Source organism: Pedobacter sp. UBA5917 (assembly GCF_002432345.1).
Taxonomy (GTDB): domain Bacteria; phylum Bacteroidota; class Bacteroidia; order Sphingobacteriales; family Sphingobacteriaceae; genus Pedobacter.
The window spans coordinates 9,621-27,072 of record NZ_DJDT01000362.1; the positions used below are offsets into that span (position 1 = coordinate 9,621).

General features: G+C 40.4%; 15 protein-coding genes. 6 read left to right on the forward strand and 9 right to left on the reverse strand.

Features of this window, described 5'->3' with window-relative positions; all coding sequences use genetic code 11:
* The 5 genes from B2V92_RS25220 to B2V92_RS25240 all read right to left on the reverse strand — a co-directional run.
* On the reverse strand, positions 1 to 635 hold a 635-nt coding region (locus B2V92_RS25220), incomplete at its 3' end, for a PKD domain-containing protein (RefSeq protein WP_293313316.1).
* A gap of 11 nt (positions 636 to 646) precedes the next feature.
* Positions 647 to 2,155 carry a RagB/SusD family nutrient uptake outer membrane protein gene (locus B2V92_RS25225; protein ID WP_293313318.1) on the reverse strand — a complete coding sequence of 503 codons (1,509 nt, stop codon included), beginning with the start codon at positions 2,153 to 2,155 and terminating at the stop codon, positions 647 to 649.
* 10 nt (positions 2,156 to 2,165) lie between these two features.
* Positions 2,166 to 5,522 (reverse strand): TonB-dependent receptor, encoded by a 3,357-nt coding sequence (locus B2V92_RS25230; protein WP_293313320.1) that lies wholly within the window; start codon positions 5,520 to 5,522, stop codon positions 2,166 to 2,168.
* Positions 5,523 to 5,735: 213 nt separating this feature from the next.
* The gene (locus B2V92_RS25235) at positions 5,736 to 6,914 is read right to left on the reverse strand and encodes a FecR family protein (RefSeq protein ID WP_293313322.1); all 1,179 of its coding nucleotides are present in this window, start codon (positions 6,912 to 6,914) and stop codon (positions 5,736 to 5,738) included.
* Between the two features lie 457 nt (positions 6,915 to 7,371).
* A complete protein-coding gene (locus B2V92_RS25240; RefSeq protein ID WP_293313324.1) occupies positions 7,372 to 7,950 on the reverse strand; it encodes an RNA polymerase sigma factor in 579 nt (192 codons plus the stop codon).
* 175 nt (positions 7,951 to 8,125) lie between these two features.
* On the opposite strand from B2V92_RS25240, the gene B2V92_RS25245 reads away from it, so the two are divergent.
* The 4 genes from B2V92_RS25245 (at position 8,126) to B2V92_RS25260 (ending at position 11,222) form a co-directional block, all read left to right on the forward strand.
* A complete protein-coding gene (locus B2V92_RS25245) occupies positions 8,126 to 8,431 on the forward strand; it encodes an ArsR/SmtB family transcription factor (protein ID WP_293313326.1) in 306 nt (101 codons plus the stop codon).
* Between the two features lie 12 nt (positions 8,432 to 8,443).
* Entirely contained in the window at positions 8,444 to 9,544 is a 1,101-nt protein-coding gene (locus B2V92_RS25250; RefSeq protein WP_293313328.1) for an NADH:flavin oxidoreductase, read from the forward strand.
* Positions 9,545 to 9,800: 256 nt separating this feature from the next.
* Entirely contained in the window at positions 9,801 to 10,691 is an 891-nt protein-coding gene (locus tag B2V92_RS25255) for a pirin family protein (RefSeq protein WP_293313329.1), read from the forward strand.
* Positions 10,692 to 10,715: 24 nt separating this feature from the next.
* Positions 10,716 to 11,222, forward strand: a complete 507-nt coding sequence (locus B2V92_RS25260) for a DUF2199 domain-containing protein (protein ID WP_293313331.1) — start codon at positions 10,716 to 10,718, stop codon at positions 11,220 to 11,222.
* On the opposite strand, the gene B2V92_RS25265 is transcribed toward B2V92_RS25260, so the two are convergent.
* Together B2V92_RS25265 and B2V92_RS25270 are read right to left on the reverse strand one after the other, a co-directional pair.
* Complete coding sequence (locus B2V92_RS25265) at positions 11,219 to 12,406, reverse strand: hypothetical protein (RefSeq protein ID WP_293313333.1); 1,188 nt, start codon at positions 12,404 to 12,406, stop codon at positions 11,219 to 11,221. The genes B2V92_RS25260 and B2V92_RS25265 overlap by 4 nt on opposite strands.
* Entirely contained in the window at positions 12,403 to 13,044 is a 642-nt protein-coding gene (locus B2V92_RS25270) for an RNA polymerase sigma factor (protein WP_293313335.1), read from the reverse strand. Before B2V92_RS25270 ends, B2V92_RS25265 begins: the two co-directional genes overlap by 4 nt.
* A 173-nt stretch (positions 13,045 to 13,217) precedes the next feature.
* Here B2V92_RS25270 and B2V92_RS25275 point away from each other — a divergent pair, with 173 nt between their 5' ends.
* Positions 13,218 to 14,081, forward strand: a complete 864-nt coding sequence (locus B2V92_RS25275; protein ID WP_293313337.1) for a hypothetical protein — start codon at positions 13,218 to 13,220, stop codon at positions 14,079 to 14,081.
* A 57-nt stretch (positions 14,082 to 14,138) separates the two neighbouring features.
* On the opposite strand, the gene B2V92_RS25280 is transcribed toward B2V92_RS25275, so the two are convergent.
* Both B2V92_RS25280 and greA read right to left on the reverse strand, forming a co-directional pair.
* Positions 14,139 to 14,537 carry an HIT family protein gene (locus B2V92_RS25280; RefSeq protein ID WP_293313338.1) on the reverse strand — a complete coding sequence of 133 codons (399 nt, stop codon included), beginning with the start codon at positions 14,535 to 14,537 and terminating at the stop codon, positions 14,139 to 14,141.
* A 99-nt stretch (positions 14,538 to 14,636) separates the two neighbouring features.
* A complete protein-coding gene (gene greA, locus B2V92_RS25285; RefSeq protein ID WP_047798983.1) occupies positions 14,637 to 15,110 on the reverse strand; it encodes a transcription elongation factor GreA in 474 nt (157 codons plus the stop codon).
* A 315-nt stretch (positions 15,111 to 15,425) separates the two neighbouring features.
* On the opposite strand from greA, the gene B2V92_RS25290 reads away from it, so the two are divergent.
* Complete coding sequence (locus B2V92_RS25290; RefSeq protein WP_293313343.1) at positions 15,426 to 17,306, forward strand: M1 family metallopeptidase; 1,881 nt, start codon at positions 15,426 to 15,428, stop codon at positions 17,304 to 17,306.
* Positions 17,307 to 17,452 lie beyond the last annotated feature (146 nt).

Here is a 17,452-nt window from a genome sequence, read left to right on the forward strand (position 1 = left end):
GCCCCGCCAATGCCAGGTGCATTAGCTGCATTGGCAAAAGTAGTTCCTTTATTATCGTAGGTATATTTCAGGGCATTCATATTGAAAGTCATCTCATCATCGTAAAAGCCCAAACCGTTTTTCTCATCCGGACCGGCCTGATACCAATCTGGGTTTTGAGAAGTAATAGGACCAACACCAAGATGTCCGGCTGATTTTTGATCGATTACCCAGGTAAAACCTGTAGCATTCGATAAGCCGCCCGAAAGTGTGGTAAAAGCCGGATCGGTTAACATGGCAGGGTTTGTGGCTGCAATAACTACCGATTTTGTACTCGAAACCGAACCGCCATCGGTAACAATGGTTAATTTAACAGTATAGGTTCCAGCAAGCGGATAAGAAGCGGTTACGGTATTACCATCAGCTGTTGCGCCATTTCCGAAATCCCATAAGGCTTTAAAACCCGGCGATTGGTTTACCAAAGTAAGTACATTGGCATTAGTTGCAGTAGGTGTTACCGTAAATTTAACCTGATCGGCTGTAGGCACAGGCCCTAAATTTTTATCTGTATTATCTTTTTTGCAGGCATTTAAGCTTAGCAAAAGCAACAGGGTTAAAAACCCGACTGTTTGTTTAATGATATAATTTAATTTCATGATATATTTAATTAATTATAGCCTGGATTTTGTTTGATTATACCTTTTGTAAGGTCGATTTCCTGTTGCGGGATGGGGATAAATTCGCTTTTACCGGCTTTATAACCCGATGGACCTAAAACAGTAACCGCCCTGCCACTACGTACCAGATCGAAGAAACGATGACCTTCGAAAGCAAGTTCCAATCTGCGTTCGTTAAAAATATTGTCTAAAGTTGCAGGAACAGGCGTTAAACCTACCCTTGCCCTTACAGCAGTAAGCAACGCCAAAGCACGTGTTGGATCACTGTTTAACCTCACCAAAGCTTCGGCTTCCATTAAATAGGTATCGGCCAAACGCATTTCAATTTCATCAATCGGCCAGTTTAATTCGGCTGTACCGCTGTTAGAGCGATAAGCTTTTAACGGTGCATATTTTTTGATAAAATAATCGGTGTTCTGGAAACGGGCATTGTAAGTTGCACCGGTTGCCTTTAATGCAGCACCATCAATAATAGAGGTTGCAAAACGCGGATCGGTTTTCATGGCATTTACCAAACTCAGCGTTACCGGACAGAAACCCCATCCAGCAGAATAAGTATCGCCGTTATAACCGTCCATACCTACAAACTGTGTACCTACATTACCTTCGCCCCCGTTAACCCAGGCCCAATCGCCCCATGCGGCCAAATTAGAATGCGGAATCTCTAAAATTACCTCAGCATTAAATTTATTATCAGGTCTGAAGATATCGGCATAATTTGGCAACAAAGAATAACCATAAGCATTACCAACTTTATTGATATCGTTAAACAGCGTAGCGGCTTCCTGCAATTTGGTGTTATCGTTTTGGTATAAAAGCACTTTTGCAAGTAACGCTTTTGCAGCACCCATTGAAATACGACCTTTTTCGTTCGTAGCAATAGTTGCAGGTAACCCAGGGTAAGCATCGCGAAGATCTTTCTCTACCTGTGCATAAATAGCAGCAGGTGCCGATTGTGTTTGCGTATATAATTCTCCAGTTGGAATGGTGGCCGTAATTAACGGCACATTGCCAAAAAACCTTACCAGATCAAAATAGAAATAGGCTCTTAAAAATTTAGCCTCGGCGGTAACCCTGGTTTTAAAGCCCGCACTTAGCGTTGTTGCTTTCCCAATTTTCTCTAAAATAATGTTTGCACGGTTTATCCCGGTAAAATTTTTACTCCATAAGCCTACCTGTGGCCCCACTCTCGAATCCATATTAAAGTTATCGTAAGCTACCCAGCCCGGCTGATCGGAAGCATTACTACCACCGGCAAAACAATCATCTGATGCCGCACTTAATAAGGGCTGTTTCATGGTATACCCCCCGGTTGTACCCCATTGCATTACATCATAAACCGATATAAGCCCCTGGTAAACCTCGGTTTCGTTACGGTAAAAGTTTTCTTCCGTTGCAGTTCCTTTTGGCACCAGCTCCAGAAAATCTTTTTTACAAGAAACTGTTAATTGCATGATCGCCAAAATGGCAATCGAATATTTTATATGTCTAATTTTCATATCGTTCTTATTAAAATCCAACATTTACACCTACAAAAAATGATCGGGCTTGTGGATAGAAACCACGGTCTACACCAAAGCTTCCTCCTCCGATTTCCGGATCGTAACCTTTATATTTCGTAAGGGTAAACAGGTTGTTGCCCATTACATAAACCTTTAACTTATCTAAACCAACCTTATTTACCAGTTGCTTAGGCAGGGTATAACCCAGTTGAACGTTCTTTAACCTGAAATATGCACCGCTTTCTAAAAACAGGCTCGATACACGGCTATAATTTTTGTTGTCATCCTGTAGGGTTACCCTTGGTATGGTATTGCTTGTTCCCTCACCGGTCCACCTGTTTAAAATATCGGTAGTATAGTTAGATGGTGTTAAATCGAACCTTCTTAATCCGTTAAAGATCATATTGCCCGAAACGCCCTGTCCGAACAATGAAATATCAAAACCTTTATATTTTGCAGAAAAGGTTAAACCGTAGGTGAAATTCGGGTTCGATCGGCCTAAGAAAGTCCTGTCGGCATCACTGATTACGCCATCGCCATTCAGATCCAGGAATTTAATGTCACCAGGTTTAGCATTAGGTTGAATTAAAGCGCCCGCACTATTTTTATAATTATTGATTTCTGCCTGATTCTGGAAAAGACCAGCACTCTGGTATCCGAAAAAAGAGTTAACCGACTGACCTACAGCTACACGGGTAACTTCCAGGCTCTGCGGCGTAATGGTCTGTCGGTTAGGAATATAATCCTTATCAGCACCTAAAAGTGTTACCTGGTTTTTGATAAACGAAGCGTTACCGGCCACATGGAAACTTACTTCTCCGATTTTTTTATTCCATCCCAGCTCAATTTCAAATCCCCTGTTGTACAAATCGGCGGTATTGGCGTAAGGCCCTGTGTTGCCCACATACGAAGGAACTATCTGTTGCAATAGCATTCCGTAGGTTTTTTTATTAAAATAACTGGTACTTAAGGTAATGCCTTCGAATAAGGTGGCATCAAAACCTAAATCAAATGAAGAAGTTTCCTCCCATTTTAAATCAGGATTTGAAAGTGCATTCGGACTCACACCATTAACCAGTGCCTGACCTGAAGCTGTACCCAGTGAATAATTACGACCACCGCTTACGGTTGCCAGATACCTGAAATCAGGAATATTATCGTTACCGTTAATACCATATGATCCTCTGAACTTTAAAAAGGTAATAATATCATTTTTAGGCCAGAAATCTTCGCGTGATGCTACCCAACCTGCTGACGCAGAAGGGAAATAACCATATTTATTATTCGGACCAAAGCGTGATGACCCATCTCTACGGATAATACCGGTAAAAAGATATTTTTCATCATAATTATAAATTACACGACCGAATATGGAGTTTAACGTATTCAAATACTCACCGCCATAAAAATCAGAATTGGTTCTGGCGACCGGAAATTGTAATGAAGCATCTTTAATATTATCAACCGGAATGCCTTCTTTAATACCGCCCTGCGTTTCACCTTTGTTTTTCTGTGCTGAATAACCTAGTAATGCCGTAAATACGTGTTTGCCAATGGTTTTATCATAGCTCATGGTATTCTCCAACGACCAGAACAAACCTCTGTTATTATCGCGAGTATAAGCTGTTAAGGTTGATTGAAAAATCGAGTTGAGATAATAAATCGGACGAAAAGTTTGTCCACCCCAAAAAGCAAGGTCAACACCGCCGGTGCTTCTGAATTTCAATCCTTTAATAAATTCTACTTCAGCAAAGGCATTACCCACTACTTTATCGCTCCAGCTGTTTCCCTGTGCTACCTGTAAAGCGGCAATAGGGTTTAAAATTTCCGATTGTGCATAGTCGGAAATCCCATAAGGAAACCCGGCTTCATTTCTTACTACCGGATTGTTGAGGTATTTCGATGCTGCATATTTTGCCGGATCGGTTTCTACCACAGGCGTTAGCGGGTCCATGTTGATGGCCCTGCTCAGTGGCGAACCATATTCGCTATTGGTACTCACGCCAACCGAATTGATCCTAGTATAACCAATGGAATTACCAAACTTGATATTTTTGGTGATTTTGTGCTCAAAATTGAATCTCGCAGTAAATCTTTTGAACTGCGAATTTGATGTAGCCACAATACCATCCTGATCGAAATAACTGAACGAGCCATAATAAACCGATTTGTCGTTACCCCCGCTCATATTTAAATCGTGGTTTTGGATCATTGCATTGTTATTAAAAACAGCTGCCTGCCAATCGGTACCCTGCCCGTATTGTGCCGGATTGGGGAAACGCACTGCAGTAACCCCATCTGCCAACTGCGATTCGTTGTAAATGGTAGCGTATTGCGTGGCATTTAACAGCTTAAGTTTGGTAGAAGGGGCCTGTGTACCGATATAGTTATTGTACTCCAGTCTTATTCTTCCGGTATTGGCGCCTTTTTTAGTGGTTACAATAATTACCCCGTTTGCTGCACGTGTACCATAAATGGCTGCCGAAGCGGCATCTTTCAATACCTCAATCGATTCGATATCCGATTGGTTAAGGTATTCAATCCCACCACCGATTACCACGCCATCCACTACGAATAAAGGATCGGCATTATTGATATTGGCTGTACCACGTATCCTGATGGTACCGCCATCACCTGGCTGACCAGAACTCGTCATTACGTTTACGCCAGATGCCCTTCCCTGTAACGATTGCTCTAAACGCACCACCGGTGTATTTTCAAGATCAGCAGCTTTAACCGAAGCAATTGCGCCGGTTACCACACTTTTTTTCTGGGTACCGTAACCAATTACCACCGCATCGGCCAATAAACCGGCCTGCGGTTCTAATTTTATGGTTAAACCATTGGCTGCAACAACTTCTTTATTTTCGTAACCGATGTAGCTAATCACAAGCGTAGCACCTTCGGTTACGTCTTTCAAAATAAACATACCTGTTTCGTCGGTAACAGCTCCCTGGTTGGTTCCTTTTACCTTTATACTGGCACCGATCATCGGCAGACCTTTTTCGTCAATCACCTTACCGCGTATATCAACAAAAGAACGGATCATTAAAGGTGTGCCTTCAGCTGCTTTGCGGTGAATGATAATGGTATTGTTTTTTATGGTATAGCCTAAGGGCTGATCGCTGAAAATACGTTTGAGCGCTTCTTTGATATCGGTATTACGAATATCGATAGTTACCGGTTTAGCCTCTTTCAAAAGATCTAAATCGTACAGAAAGCTATAACCCACACTTTTGTTAAGCTTGCGGAAAACTTTGAGGAGCGTAGTATTTTTTTCTGATAATGTTACGTTTTGTGCATTTGCAGCCCCGTAACTGAGCTGTAAAAATGTAGTGATTAGCAAGACGAAAGTCAATTTCATAATCAACAAAATTTTAAACAGGCGTCCCTTTGGTTTGGGCAACCATTCAGTATAAAAATTCATATATTTGGTTATTAGGTTAAGAATAGTTGTATCTCACAATTTTACGATTAGAACAAGGCCTTAAATATGGCCGGGAGCGTTGCCGCGCTTCCGGTTTTTTTAGTTAGGCATATTCTAAAAAATCATCTTCGTTTGATGAAAAAGTATAGGTTATGGCATAACTAAAATCCTCCTCTCTTCTATTTTAAAATGTACGGCCCCGGTGGTTTCGAGCATATCCAATACCTCGTTTACACTATTGAAACGCGAAATACGCCCACCAAAGGTTTTATTGATTTTGTTGCCACGGTAATCTATTTCTACATTGTACCAACGGGCAATTTTATTCATAATGGTTGCTAAATTCTCTTCGTTAAAGCTGAAATAACCATCTTTCCAGGTTACTGCCTCTTCGGCATCAACATTTTCTATTTTTATCGATGGCAACGAAGGGCTAATTACCGATTGCTGCCCCGGCCTCAATAACTGTGAAATATTTGATTGTAAATTTTTGATCCTTACACTACCTTCCAACAGTGTGGTTTTGTTGCTCGGTTCGTTGTTATAGGCATTAATATTAAAATGCGTACCCAAAACTTCTACTTCCTGACTTCTGCCGGCACCGATATCGCTTTTTACTTTAAATGGAACCCGTATTCCTTTTTTATCGGTTAGTTTGGCTACCTCAAAATAAGCTTCGCCTTTTAATTCCACTTTTCTTTCATCACCGTTAAAAACTGCCGGATATTTTAAAGCAGATTCGGCATTGAGCCAAACCTTGGTCCCATCGGGAAGGTTAATCTGGTATTGGCCGCCGCGTGGCGTTTCGATCGTATTGTAAACATCTTTTTTAACATTCGATGCCGATTGGGCCGAAACAGTATAAATCAGCTCGCCATTGCTGGTTTTGGTAATGTTTATGCCGGCCTGTTTGGCAATTACGCCGTTTGTAGCATCGGTTAACGATATTTTAGAACCATCGGCCAGGGTTAAAGTTGCCTTATTGCCTCCGGGTTTAATAATTTTTTCGGTTGTTTTAGCAATTTGCTGTGGATCGGTTAATTGCCTTTTAAGCTGGTTATTGATTACGAAACCAATAAAAAAGAGTACTACTGCTGCCGCAGCCAGTTTTAGCCAAAGTGTATGTTTCCGTACCGGCTTAAGCTCGGTTTCTTCTTCAATGGCATTCCAGATCTGTTTTTTGGCATCGATCAGCTCAGCATGATCCAGATCGGAAATCCCTGCCTTCAGTTCGGATAAATGCCACGATTCTACTAAAGCTTGTTCATCTTCAGTACACAATCCATTTCTGTATCGTTCTAAAAGTTTTTCAACTTCGGCTTTGTTCATTACTTCAAAATATTTGGCTAATTAAATACATGTAGGTTAACCAAAGCCCAGGTAGTAGATAAAAAGAAAATATTTTTTATTTTTTTTAAAACGATAAAATTATCACTACTTAGGTGCGCTAAGGTGGCTTAGGTGGTCATTATTATTTTGTAAATAAATGGTTTGGTGTTAATAGCTGCCACTTGTCTTCTTACTTTCATCGTCCTCATTCTCTAAGTGCATTATAAATGCACCTCTCGATAATCCTCGTTACAAACGAGGACTATAGAATAGGAGGTTTATGTACAGACTTCCGAAGTCTTGAACCGGTGGGTTTTGCGTTAGGAATTGTAAGGGTTCAGTACCGATCCTTCATCGGTACCGGAGCGAAGCGCAGCCCTGAAAAAGCCCGACCCTTGCGCAGCATGGGGAACGCCCGAATCAATCAATTTATATTTTTTTGGATTAGGCTAAAAAATCAGCGGAGCATTAAGATTACAGCCAACAACAAAAACGATGTCAACTTTAACCTTAAAACCTTTAGCGCATTGCTCATCTGTTTTTTTACCGTTTTATCCGATAATTGCAAAATCTCTGCAATTTCCTTTTGACTAAGGTGTTGCCTGCGGCTCATTTCGAAAATCAGGCGCATTTTTGTTGGCAATAGTGCCACTTCTTTTTCAATCAATGAAGCAAATTCGCGTTCGCGGATATAGTTATCCGTAACATAATCGCCCTGATCGGCAAAGTTTTCCAAAGATTGTAAATAATTGCTACGCGATTTATTTTTATCCAGCCAATCGAAGATTTTATACCTCACTGCGGTATAAAGATAGGCCGATAACTGCGATTTGATTTTAATATCAGGATTGCTCCATAGGTAAACAAAAATCTCCTGCACAATATCCCTTGCATCTTCCCTATCCGGAACCATTTTACAGGCATAGATGTAGAGCAAACCGTTAAAACGCTCGTATATTTCTTCGAACGCATACTTATTCCCATCCTGTACCAGGACGAAAAGTTCGTTATCGGTTAATGATTTATATGCAGACACTTGGTTAGAATGATTAATACGAATGTAAGAAATTGTTCCTCGTAAATCCTAACATTATTTTTACACTTCAACAATTTCAGGCTTTCTAATCGCATTTATACGGCTTTTCTACACACAATTGTAAAGTTTAACGCTTTAATTGGTATATCGGGAAATTCCGATATACATTTGTGCCATGGATCAGGTAGAAATATTTAAAGCACTTTCGAATAAAACACGTTTACAGATTTTGGCCTGGTTAAAAGAGCCGGCAGCAAACTTTCCGGAGCAGCCCGCCGGTGCCGATTTTGAAACTGTTGGCGTTTGTGTGGGGCAGATCCAGCTAAAAAGTGGCTTATCACAAAGTACCATTTCCGAATATCTTTCTATCCTGCAACGTGCAGAATTAATCAGTTCTACCCGTATTGGGCAATGGACTTATTATAAACGCAATAAAGAAGGTTTGGAAAAATTAAGCGAAATCATCAATACAGCATTATAAATTTAAAATTATATGAACACAGATAGTTTATTCAGGCCTTTTAGCCTTAAAACACTAAATACAAGAAATAGAATTGTAATGGCCCCAATGACGAGGTCTTTCTCGCCAGGAGGTGTACCTACAAACGATGTTGCCACATACTATGGCAAAAGAGCCGCTGGCGAAGTGGGTTTAATCCTATCAGAAGGAACGGTAATCAATCGTCCGTCATCGTCAGCCGACCCAAACATTCCACATTTTTATGGAACTGAAGCCTTGGCGGGATGGGAAAATGTAATTAAAGACGTTCACCAGGCTGGCGGACAAATGGGCCCTCAGATCTGGCACCAGGGTATTATGGCCAACCATCAATCAGGCTGGCTACCAGGTGCACCTTTCGAAGGTCCATCGAGCTTGAATAAACCAGGTTTCGAAAACGGTGTACCCATGACAGATGCTGCCATTGCCGATACCATTGCTGCATTCGGCCAGGCCGCGGCTGATGCCAAAGCTTTAGGTTTTGATACTGTTGAAATACATGGTGCACACCAATACCTGATCGATCAGTTTTTTTGGGAAGGCACAAACAACCGTACCGATAATTATGGCGGTAAAACTTTGGGCGAACGTACCCGTTTTGGCGTTGAGGTAATTAAAGAAGTGCGCAAAAGGGTTGGCGAAGATTTCGCTGTCATTATCCGTTTATCGCAATTTAAGCCTGCCGATTACGATTATAAACATGCAAAAAATGCACAGGAAATGGAACAATGGTTAACACCTTTGGCCGAAGCGGGAATTGATATTTTCCATTGCTCGCAACGCCGTTTCTGGGAACCCGAATTTGAAGGTTCGGACCTAAACTTTGCAGGTTGGGCTAAAAAAATTACCGGAAAAGCGACTATTTCGGTTGGTTCTGTTGGTTTAGATGGCGATTTCTTTAGTGCTTTTGCAGGTCAAAGTTCACAACCTACTTCGTTAGATGAGTTGGTACGCAGAATGGATCGTGGCGATTTTGATCTGGTAGCTGTTGGCCGTCCGCTTTTAGCTGATCCAAACTGGGTAGAAAAAATTAAACACAACCGTACAGAAGAATTACAGGGCTTTACTAAAGAAGCTTTAATGCAACTGGTATAATTTTACCTTCTTTTTCTTTTTAAGTTTAAAAGCATCTCGAAAGGGGTGCTTTTTTTATTAAGTCCGTCATCTCGACTGGAACACAGTGGATTGCCAGCCTGCCTCGGGCAGGGAGAGATCTATCTCGAGATATATTTCTCGGCTGCGTTGCACTACGCTCGAAATGACGGTGAGTGGAAAGGCGTTGTAATGAGTATATTTTCTCTTGAACTCCCACCCTTTTTCCTTAAATTCACCTCAAAAAAATCCTCATTCCATGTCGAACATTAAACTGATTATCGAAGAACGGCCAGCAAACATTGGCAATTTTATGGTTGGCAGGCTTTTGCCTTTCAGAGAGAAACGCATGGTTGGCCCTTTTTCTTTTATCGACCACATGGGACCGGCTGCTATGAGCGACCATGAGAACCTCGATGTTCCTCCCCATCCGCACATTGGCCTTTCTACCCTTACTTTTTTGTTCGAAGGGGAAATTACCCATAAAGATAGTCTCGGATCTGATGTAGTGATCAAACCCGGACAGGTAAACTGGATGACATCGGGAAGTGGTATTGTACATTCGGAAAGAACGCCCGAATACCTCCGCCACAGCGATAAAATGCTGCATGGTTTACAGATTTGGGTGGCCTTGCCCAAAGCGCTGGAACAAATGGAGCCTGAATTTTTCCATGTTGAGGGATCCGACATCCCGGCGTGGGAACAGGACGGTGTTGCCATTAAATTAATTGCCGGCGAAGCTTTTGGGCGTAAATCGCCTGTTCCTGTTTATAGCCCGCTGTATTTCCTCGAGTTAAAAAGCACCAGCCGCCAGAAAGTAAATATTGGCGACTATTTGTTCGGAGAAAGTGCACTATATATTTTAGAAGGCGCGATTGAGAGCGAAGGGCACATTTTTGAACCCAGGCAGATATTAATTGCCAATGATGCCAAACTCTGCGAGTTTACCATGCACGAAAATACAAGCGTTTACATTTTTGGTGGTGAGCCTTTCCCTGAAGAACGGTTTATTTATTGGAATTTTGTTGCATCAGACAAAGAACTGATCGAGAAAGCGAAACAGAAATGGCTTGAACAAAGCTTTAAACCTGTACCCGGCGAAACCGGTTTTGTGCCTCTGCCCGATCCGATCAAAAACATTAAACATTAATTTTTTACCTGTTAAGATTATAAATTGGAATATAAATGCAGCTCTTGCGGCGAAATTCATGAAAATTGGCCTGCGCTAACATATAATTCGCCTTCTTATTATAATAATTTGTCGGAAGATGAAAAATCTACAATCGGCTACCTTGACTCTGATTTTTGCACGATCGACTATCCCAATGGAAAGGAAAGATTTATCCGTTGTACATTAACCCAAAAAGTTAACGATCATTGCGAAGATTTAGAATACGGCCTTTGGGTATCGTTAAGTGAAAAAAGTTTCGACGACTATTCAGAAAACTACGATAATAAAAACCACGAAGCAGGATATTTTGGCTGGTTATCGAATTGGCTTCCAGACTATGATTTTGAAGAGAGCATTCCTACAAATGTGAATACCAGAACAGGCGGCTATAGGCCCGAAATTATTCCACATGAAGATTTCGACCATCCCTTTGTTAGAGATTATTATTCAGGAATAAGCAAAGCTGAAGCCGAAAGAAGAATAAATGAAATGCTTAAAGCGCAATTTTAATTTCTTTTAAACAGATTCATATTTACCGAAACCGACACACCGGTTGATGATAATTTTGAATTGCCGTAACCGATATCGGTTAATGGAATTTTCATGAATGGTTTGGCACTGATGCTTAAATTGTTGTTGATTTTATGCTGAAACTCTACACCAACATTGGCAATCCCCAGGTAATGCTGGTTTTGGCCCTTAACTTCCCACCCTTGCGGTCCTTTGTAAGCACCATCGTAAGAATAGGTGTATTGCTCTTTTAACATCAAATAACTCGAAAGCCCCGTACTTACTGAAATCGAATTTCTGTTATTTCCAAAAACCTTATAATTTACATTTAAAGGAATATCGAGCACATCACAATTGGCATGGATATTTGATGGCGCTATTTTAAAAATGTAACTGGTATTTGGATTATACAGGCTAAAATCCGAGTCATAAATTTTCTTGGCATAAGCCGCACCGGTGGTTATACTTAGTCTTTTTGTCAGAATATAAGTAGCCTCTACTCCAAAGCTGCCGCTCAAACTGCTCATACCCGATTTTTGAACGCTGGTTAAATCAGGTGCAGCCAGAATACTCAGCACAAAGCGCGATTTTTGTTTTATAGCCGGTGTTTTAATCCTCTCAGGCTTACCAACTGCTACACTAGTGGTCAGATTCTGATCTTTAAATTGAACCTGGTTAACTTCTGTGTTTAACTCTGGCTTAAACTGTACACTGGCCAACATATTGGCATGATCAGCCAGGGTTTCAGTCGCTTTTTGACCATTTTCTATCTTTAAACCGGTAATGTTCTTTTCAACTGGTTTACCAGCTGTTTCAATATCTTTTTTATTTTCTGCTACCTGATTTAAACCTGTAGTTATTACCGGATCAATCTGTTTTGCTGGTGTCTCAGTTGGTTTTACAGTATTTTCCTGTGGTTTTTTGCTATTATTCGGATTTTCTTTATCCGTTTTCCTTACTGCTATAACTTCATTTTTATTACTCGGTTTAACCAATAAAAATACAAGCAGTAACATTGCGGCTATTCCGGCCGCGGCGACGTACCAGAACAAAGGTATGATCCTTCTTTTTGGTGCCGGATGCAATCTTTCCTCCAGATTATCCCAATCTAAATCATTAAAAGGCAGATCGGGGTTCTCCAATCCATCCTTAAATAATTTATCTATATCTTTTCCCTCTTTCATTGCATGTTTGTGTTTAACCTTATCTGTAAAAGGCTTTTATCTACGCCCGAACTCCTTACCTGGTAAGTTTTCGCATCTGTAGCCTTTAGCATTTCCTGTAATTTCTGTCTCGCCTTAAAAAGGTTCGACTTTGATGTTCCGACGGATATACCCAGTATTTCGGCAATTTCTTCATGGTTATATCCATCAATAGCAAAAAGGTTGAAAACTGTTCGGTAGGCAGGGCTTAATGTTTGCACCAGCGCCAGAAGATCGTTGTAGGCCAATTTATCGTACACCGAACCTATCTGTGCAATATTTTCCTGTTCCAGGATATCCACATGGTCGGTAAATTTTAAATTGGCGCGGTAATAATCAATCGCGGTATTGGTTATAATCCGGCCCAGCCATGGCATAAATGCCTTGGAAGTTTCATATTTGGTTATATTTTTAAAGGCTTTAAAAAACCCGTCGTTCAGTATCCCTGCAGCATCTAACCGATCATTTGCATATCGCAAACATATACCCATAGCAAAGCTATAGAAATGTTTATATAGCGCTTTCTGACTATCTCTTTCATTTCTAATGCAGCCCTGAATATACTTTTGTATAGTTTCTTCACTATCGCGGTTAGCGGTCACAAATTCTCCTTTCAACACACATTACGGCAAGGGATAACAAAAGGTTGCCTTAAAAATTTATTTTTTTTGAAATAATTTATTTTGTTCGTTTTGGTCAAAAATATCCTTTCTACAAGCAACCATTTGCAATTTGGTGGCGTAATAGCGGCATATCAATTTTTATTAAAGTTAAAACTAAAAACAAAAATCTTATGCTAATCTACTTAAAAAAGAATCTATTGGCTGTTGCTTGTATAGCCATGGTATTTACTGCCTGCAAGAAAAATAGTTCAGACGATCCTACCACGCCACCTGTTGTTAACAACAATAAAGGGATCCAACTGGCAACCGATGCTAAATTCGGAACCATACTAACAGATAAAGATGGTAAAACTTTATACTTTTTCTCATCTGATGCTGCTGGTACTCCAACCTGTACAGGTGGTTGCGAAGCCATCTGGCCACTTTATTACTCTGCTGATGCGAGTACAGATTTAAACCTGAACAAAGCCGAAGTTGGCGAAGTTACCAGAGCCGATGGCCGTAAACAAAGTACTTACCGCGGTTATCCGCTTTATTACTATGCGAGCGATGCGGCAAAAGGTGATACCAAAGGTGATGGTGTTGGTGGAATCTGGTTTGTAGCTAAACCTGATTATTCGTTAATGCTGGCCAATGCGCAATTGGTTGGAAACAATACTAAAAGTTATACCAGCGCTTATGTTGAGGGAACCGGTCTAACTAAATACTTTACAGATGCATTTGGCAGAACACTTTATGCTTTTGCACCTGATAAAAATGGCGTTAACACCTATACTAAGGGAACAGCGCAGGAAGGTATCTGGCCGGTTTATACATCTGAGGTGCTTAATGTTCCTTCAGCTATAGCTAAAACAGATCTTGGTGTGATTACTGTTGCCACAGTTAACAAAAAACAGCTTACTTACAAAGGATGGCCATTATATTATTTTGCATCGGATACAAAAAGAGGCGATAACAAAGGTATTACCGTTGGTGGTATTGGCACCTTGTGGCCATATGTTGCAACAACAACTACTGTTGCTCCGGCACAATAAAAATACTTGGGTTAGGCGGGTAGAATGGTCGGCTGGTATGATATCAGCCGGCCTTTTTTATACCGATAATAAGGCCTGCTTAATTTTTTCGGCTGCCTCGGCCAACTCCTCGTTTGTTGGCTTTAATTTTTCTTTGCTAAAGTTCATATCGCTCACATTATTCATCGGTATTAAATGGATATGTGCATGCGGTACTTCTAATCCGATTACCGAAACACCAATTTTTTTGCATGGAAATGCCTCTTTTAAGCCTTTGGCTACAATTTTGGCAAACATCCACAAACCAACATATAAATCTTCATCCATATCAAAGATATAGTCGGTTTCAATTTTAGGGATTACCAGAACATGCCCTGCTGTTAATGGCTGAACATCCAGAAAAGCTAAATATTCTACTGTTTCGGCTACAACATGTGCAGGGATTTCGCCTGCAACGATTTTTGAGAAGATAGTCATTTATGGTGTAGGGTTTAGGGTGTAAGGCTTAGGGAATTTAGATTTAGGAATTTAATAGCGGAGGGTAAACCTTAAGCCTTAAACCCTCCACCTTTTACCTTATCTCGATATCTCGAGCACTTCGAACTGCATTTTACCTGCAGGCACTTCAATTTCGGCAAATTCGCCTACTGATTTACCTAATAAACCTTGTGCAATTGGTGATTTAACCGAAATTTTTCCGGTTTTTAAATCAGCTTCACTTTCTGCCACCAATTGATAGGTCATGGTAGCACCATTTTTAACATTTTTTATTTTTACGATGGATAATGCCAGCACTTTCGATAAATCCAATTTCGACTCATCAATTAAACGTGCATTTGCCAACGTATTCTTTAACTTTGAAATTTTTGCTTCATGCAATCCCTGCGCCTCTTTTGCGGCGTCGTATTCTGCATTCTCCGATAAATCACCTTTATCCCTTGCTTCTGCAATTGCTTTAGATATAAGCTGACGACCGGTGGTAGTTAGATAATGTACTTCCTCTTTCAATTTATCCAACCCCTCTTGGGTGTAGTATGTTACCTCTGTCATTGCTCTTTTAATTTTTATTCAAACGCTATAAAAAACAAACAAGACTATATAGTTGGTTTGCTACATAGTCTTGCTTCAATTATAACGAAGATAAAATGTGGAAATTACAAAAGCAAATAAATACGAATGATTTTTATGATTTCAGAATTAACGGGATTTTGATATGGCCATAAAATAGTATAAGGAGAATAGACAATATTTATATCTATTCTATAAATAACCCAATTCTTAACCATCAAAACGTAACATTCAATCATACACACCTTCAATATTCAATCATTACTCTTATTTTTAGCTTAAATTATTCGTAAAAAAATGAAAAAGTTATTTTCTATTGCCCTGCTTATCGGTTTGGGTGGATATATGGCCTCGGCACAGGAGCTTTATATGCCACGGAACATTAAAGCGGCATACACTAAGGGTACGCGCTCAATGAGCGGAAAACCAGGACCAAATTATTGGCAGAACCATGGTAAATACAACATGGATATTAAGGTAGATGCCGAAACCAAGGTGGTAAGTGGTAAGGAAGAAATTTTATACAGTAACAACAGCAGCGATACCTTAAAAACACTTGCCATCCGTTTTGTAAACAACCTGCATAAACCTACATCGCCAAGAAGCGGTGCGGTAAGCGAAGACTTTTTAAGCACTGGCCTAAATATTATCTCTTTTTCTGTAGATGGTGAAACCTACAAGGTTGACAGCAAAAATTGGGGAACGGTTGGCAATGTTAAATTGAAGAAACCTTTAGCACCAAAATCGAAAATTGCGGTTAAAATAGAATGGGATTATCCTTTATCTAAAGAAAGTGGTCGCGAAGGGCAGATTGATCCGAATTCGTTTTTTGTTGCTTACAGCTATCCGCGTATTTCGGTTTATGATGATTATAACGGTTGGGACCGCATTCCACATACCGACAGGGCTGAATTTTACAATGATTTTAATGATTACGAATTCTCCATCAAAGCACCTAAAAACTATGTGGTATATGCTACAGGTGATTTCCTGAATCCTGATGAAGTATTGCAACCGGAAATTTCGGCCCGCTTAAAAAAATCATACAATGGCGATGAAGTGATCCACATTGCCACCGAGCAGGAAATGAAAGATGGCAAAGTAACCCAGCAAAAAGACTGGAATACCTGGAAATTTGCCGTAAACCACATTACCGACGTTACTTTTGCCCTGAGCAACCATTATGTATGGGATGGTGCGAGTGTAATTGTAGATAAAAAAACCAACAGAAGATCGAGCGCTCAGGCTGCTTATAATCCTACAACCGGAAAAGATTTTGTGAATTCGGTTAAATATAACCTGAATGCCTTAGACTGGTTTTCGAACAATTGGCCGGGCATCCCTTATCCTTATGTAAAAACCATTGCATTTCAGGGCTTTGCCGATATGGAATACCCGATGATGGTAAACGATTCGGAATTCGGCGACCCTGTTTTTGCCCAATTGGTTCAGGACCATGAAGTTGCACACACTTATTTTCCATTTTACATGGGCATTAACGAAACCCGTTACGCTTATATGGACGAAGGCTGGGCAACCACTTTCGAATACCTGATCGGTATTGCAGAACATGGTAAGGAAGCAGCCGACAAGTTTTACAAAAGCTTTAGGGTAGATAAATACATTAACGATAAATCTACAGAGGAAGATCAGCCGGTAATTTCGATGTCCGATCAGGTTTCGGGCGCAGGTTATGGGAATAACTCATACGGTAAAGCTTCTTTATCTTATCTGGCTTTAAAAGATATGCTTGGAGATGATTTATTCAAAAAAGCACTGCATACCTACATGGGTAACTGGAATGGTAAACACCCTATTCCCTGGGATTATTTTAACTCCATGAATGCCGGTGCAGGACAGAACCTAAACTGGTTTTTCCAAAACTGGTTCTTTACCAACAATTACCTCGATTTGGCCATTGTTAAAGTAACACCTGCAAAAGGAAAATCGACCTTAACTGTTAAAAATGTTGGTGGGTTTGCCATACCGTTTAACGTGGTGGTAACTTATACCGACGGAAAAACAGAAACCATGCACCAAACACCTGCAGTTTGGAAAGCAAATCAAAAAGAGCTGAACGTATCGGTTAATACAGCTAAGAAAATAAAATCGGTTACTTTAGATAACGGCATTTTTGTGGATGCTACCCCGAAAGATAATACCTGGGAAGCGAAATAATTTGCAGTTCGCAATTTTCAGTCGGCAGTTAGATATAGCTGCCAACTGAAAACTGTGAGTTATTAACCTAGGGTGTATTATTAACATTGGCTTAAAAGGTCTCATGCGGATACTTTTATCTCAAATCCGTCACCCTGAATTTATTT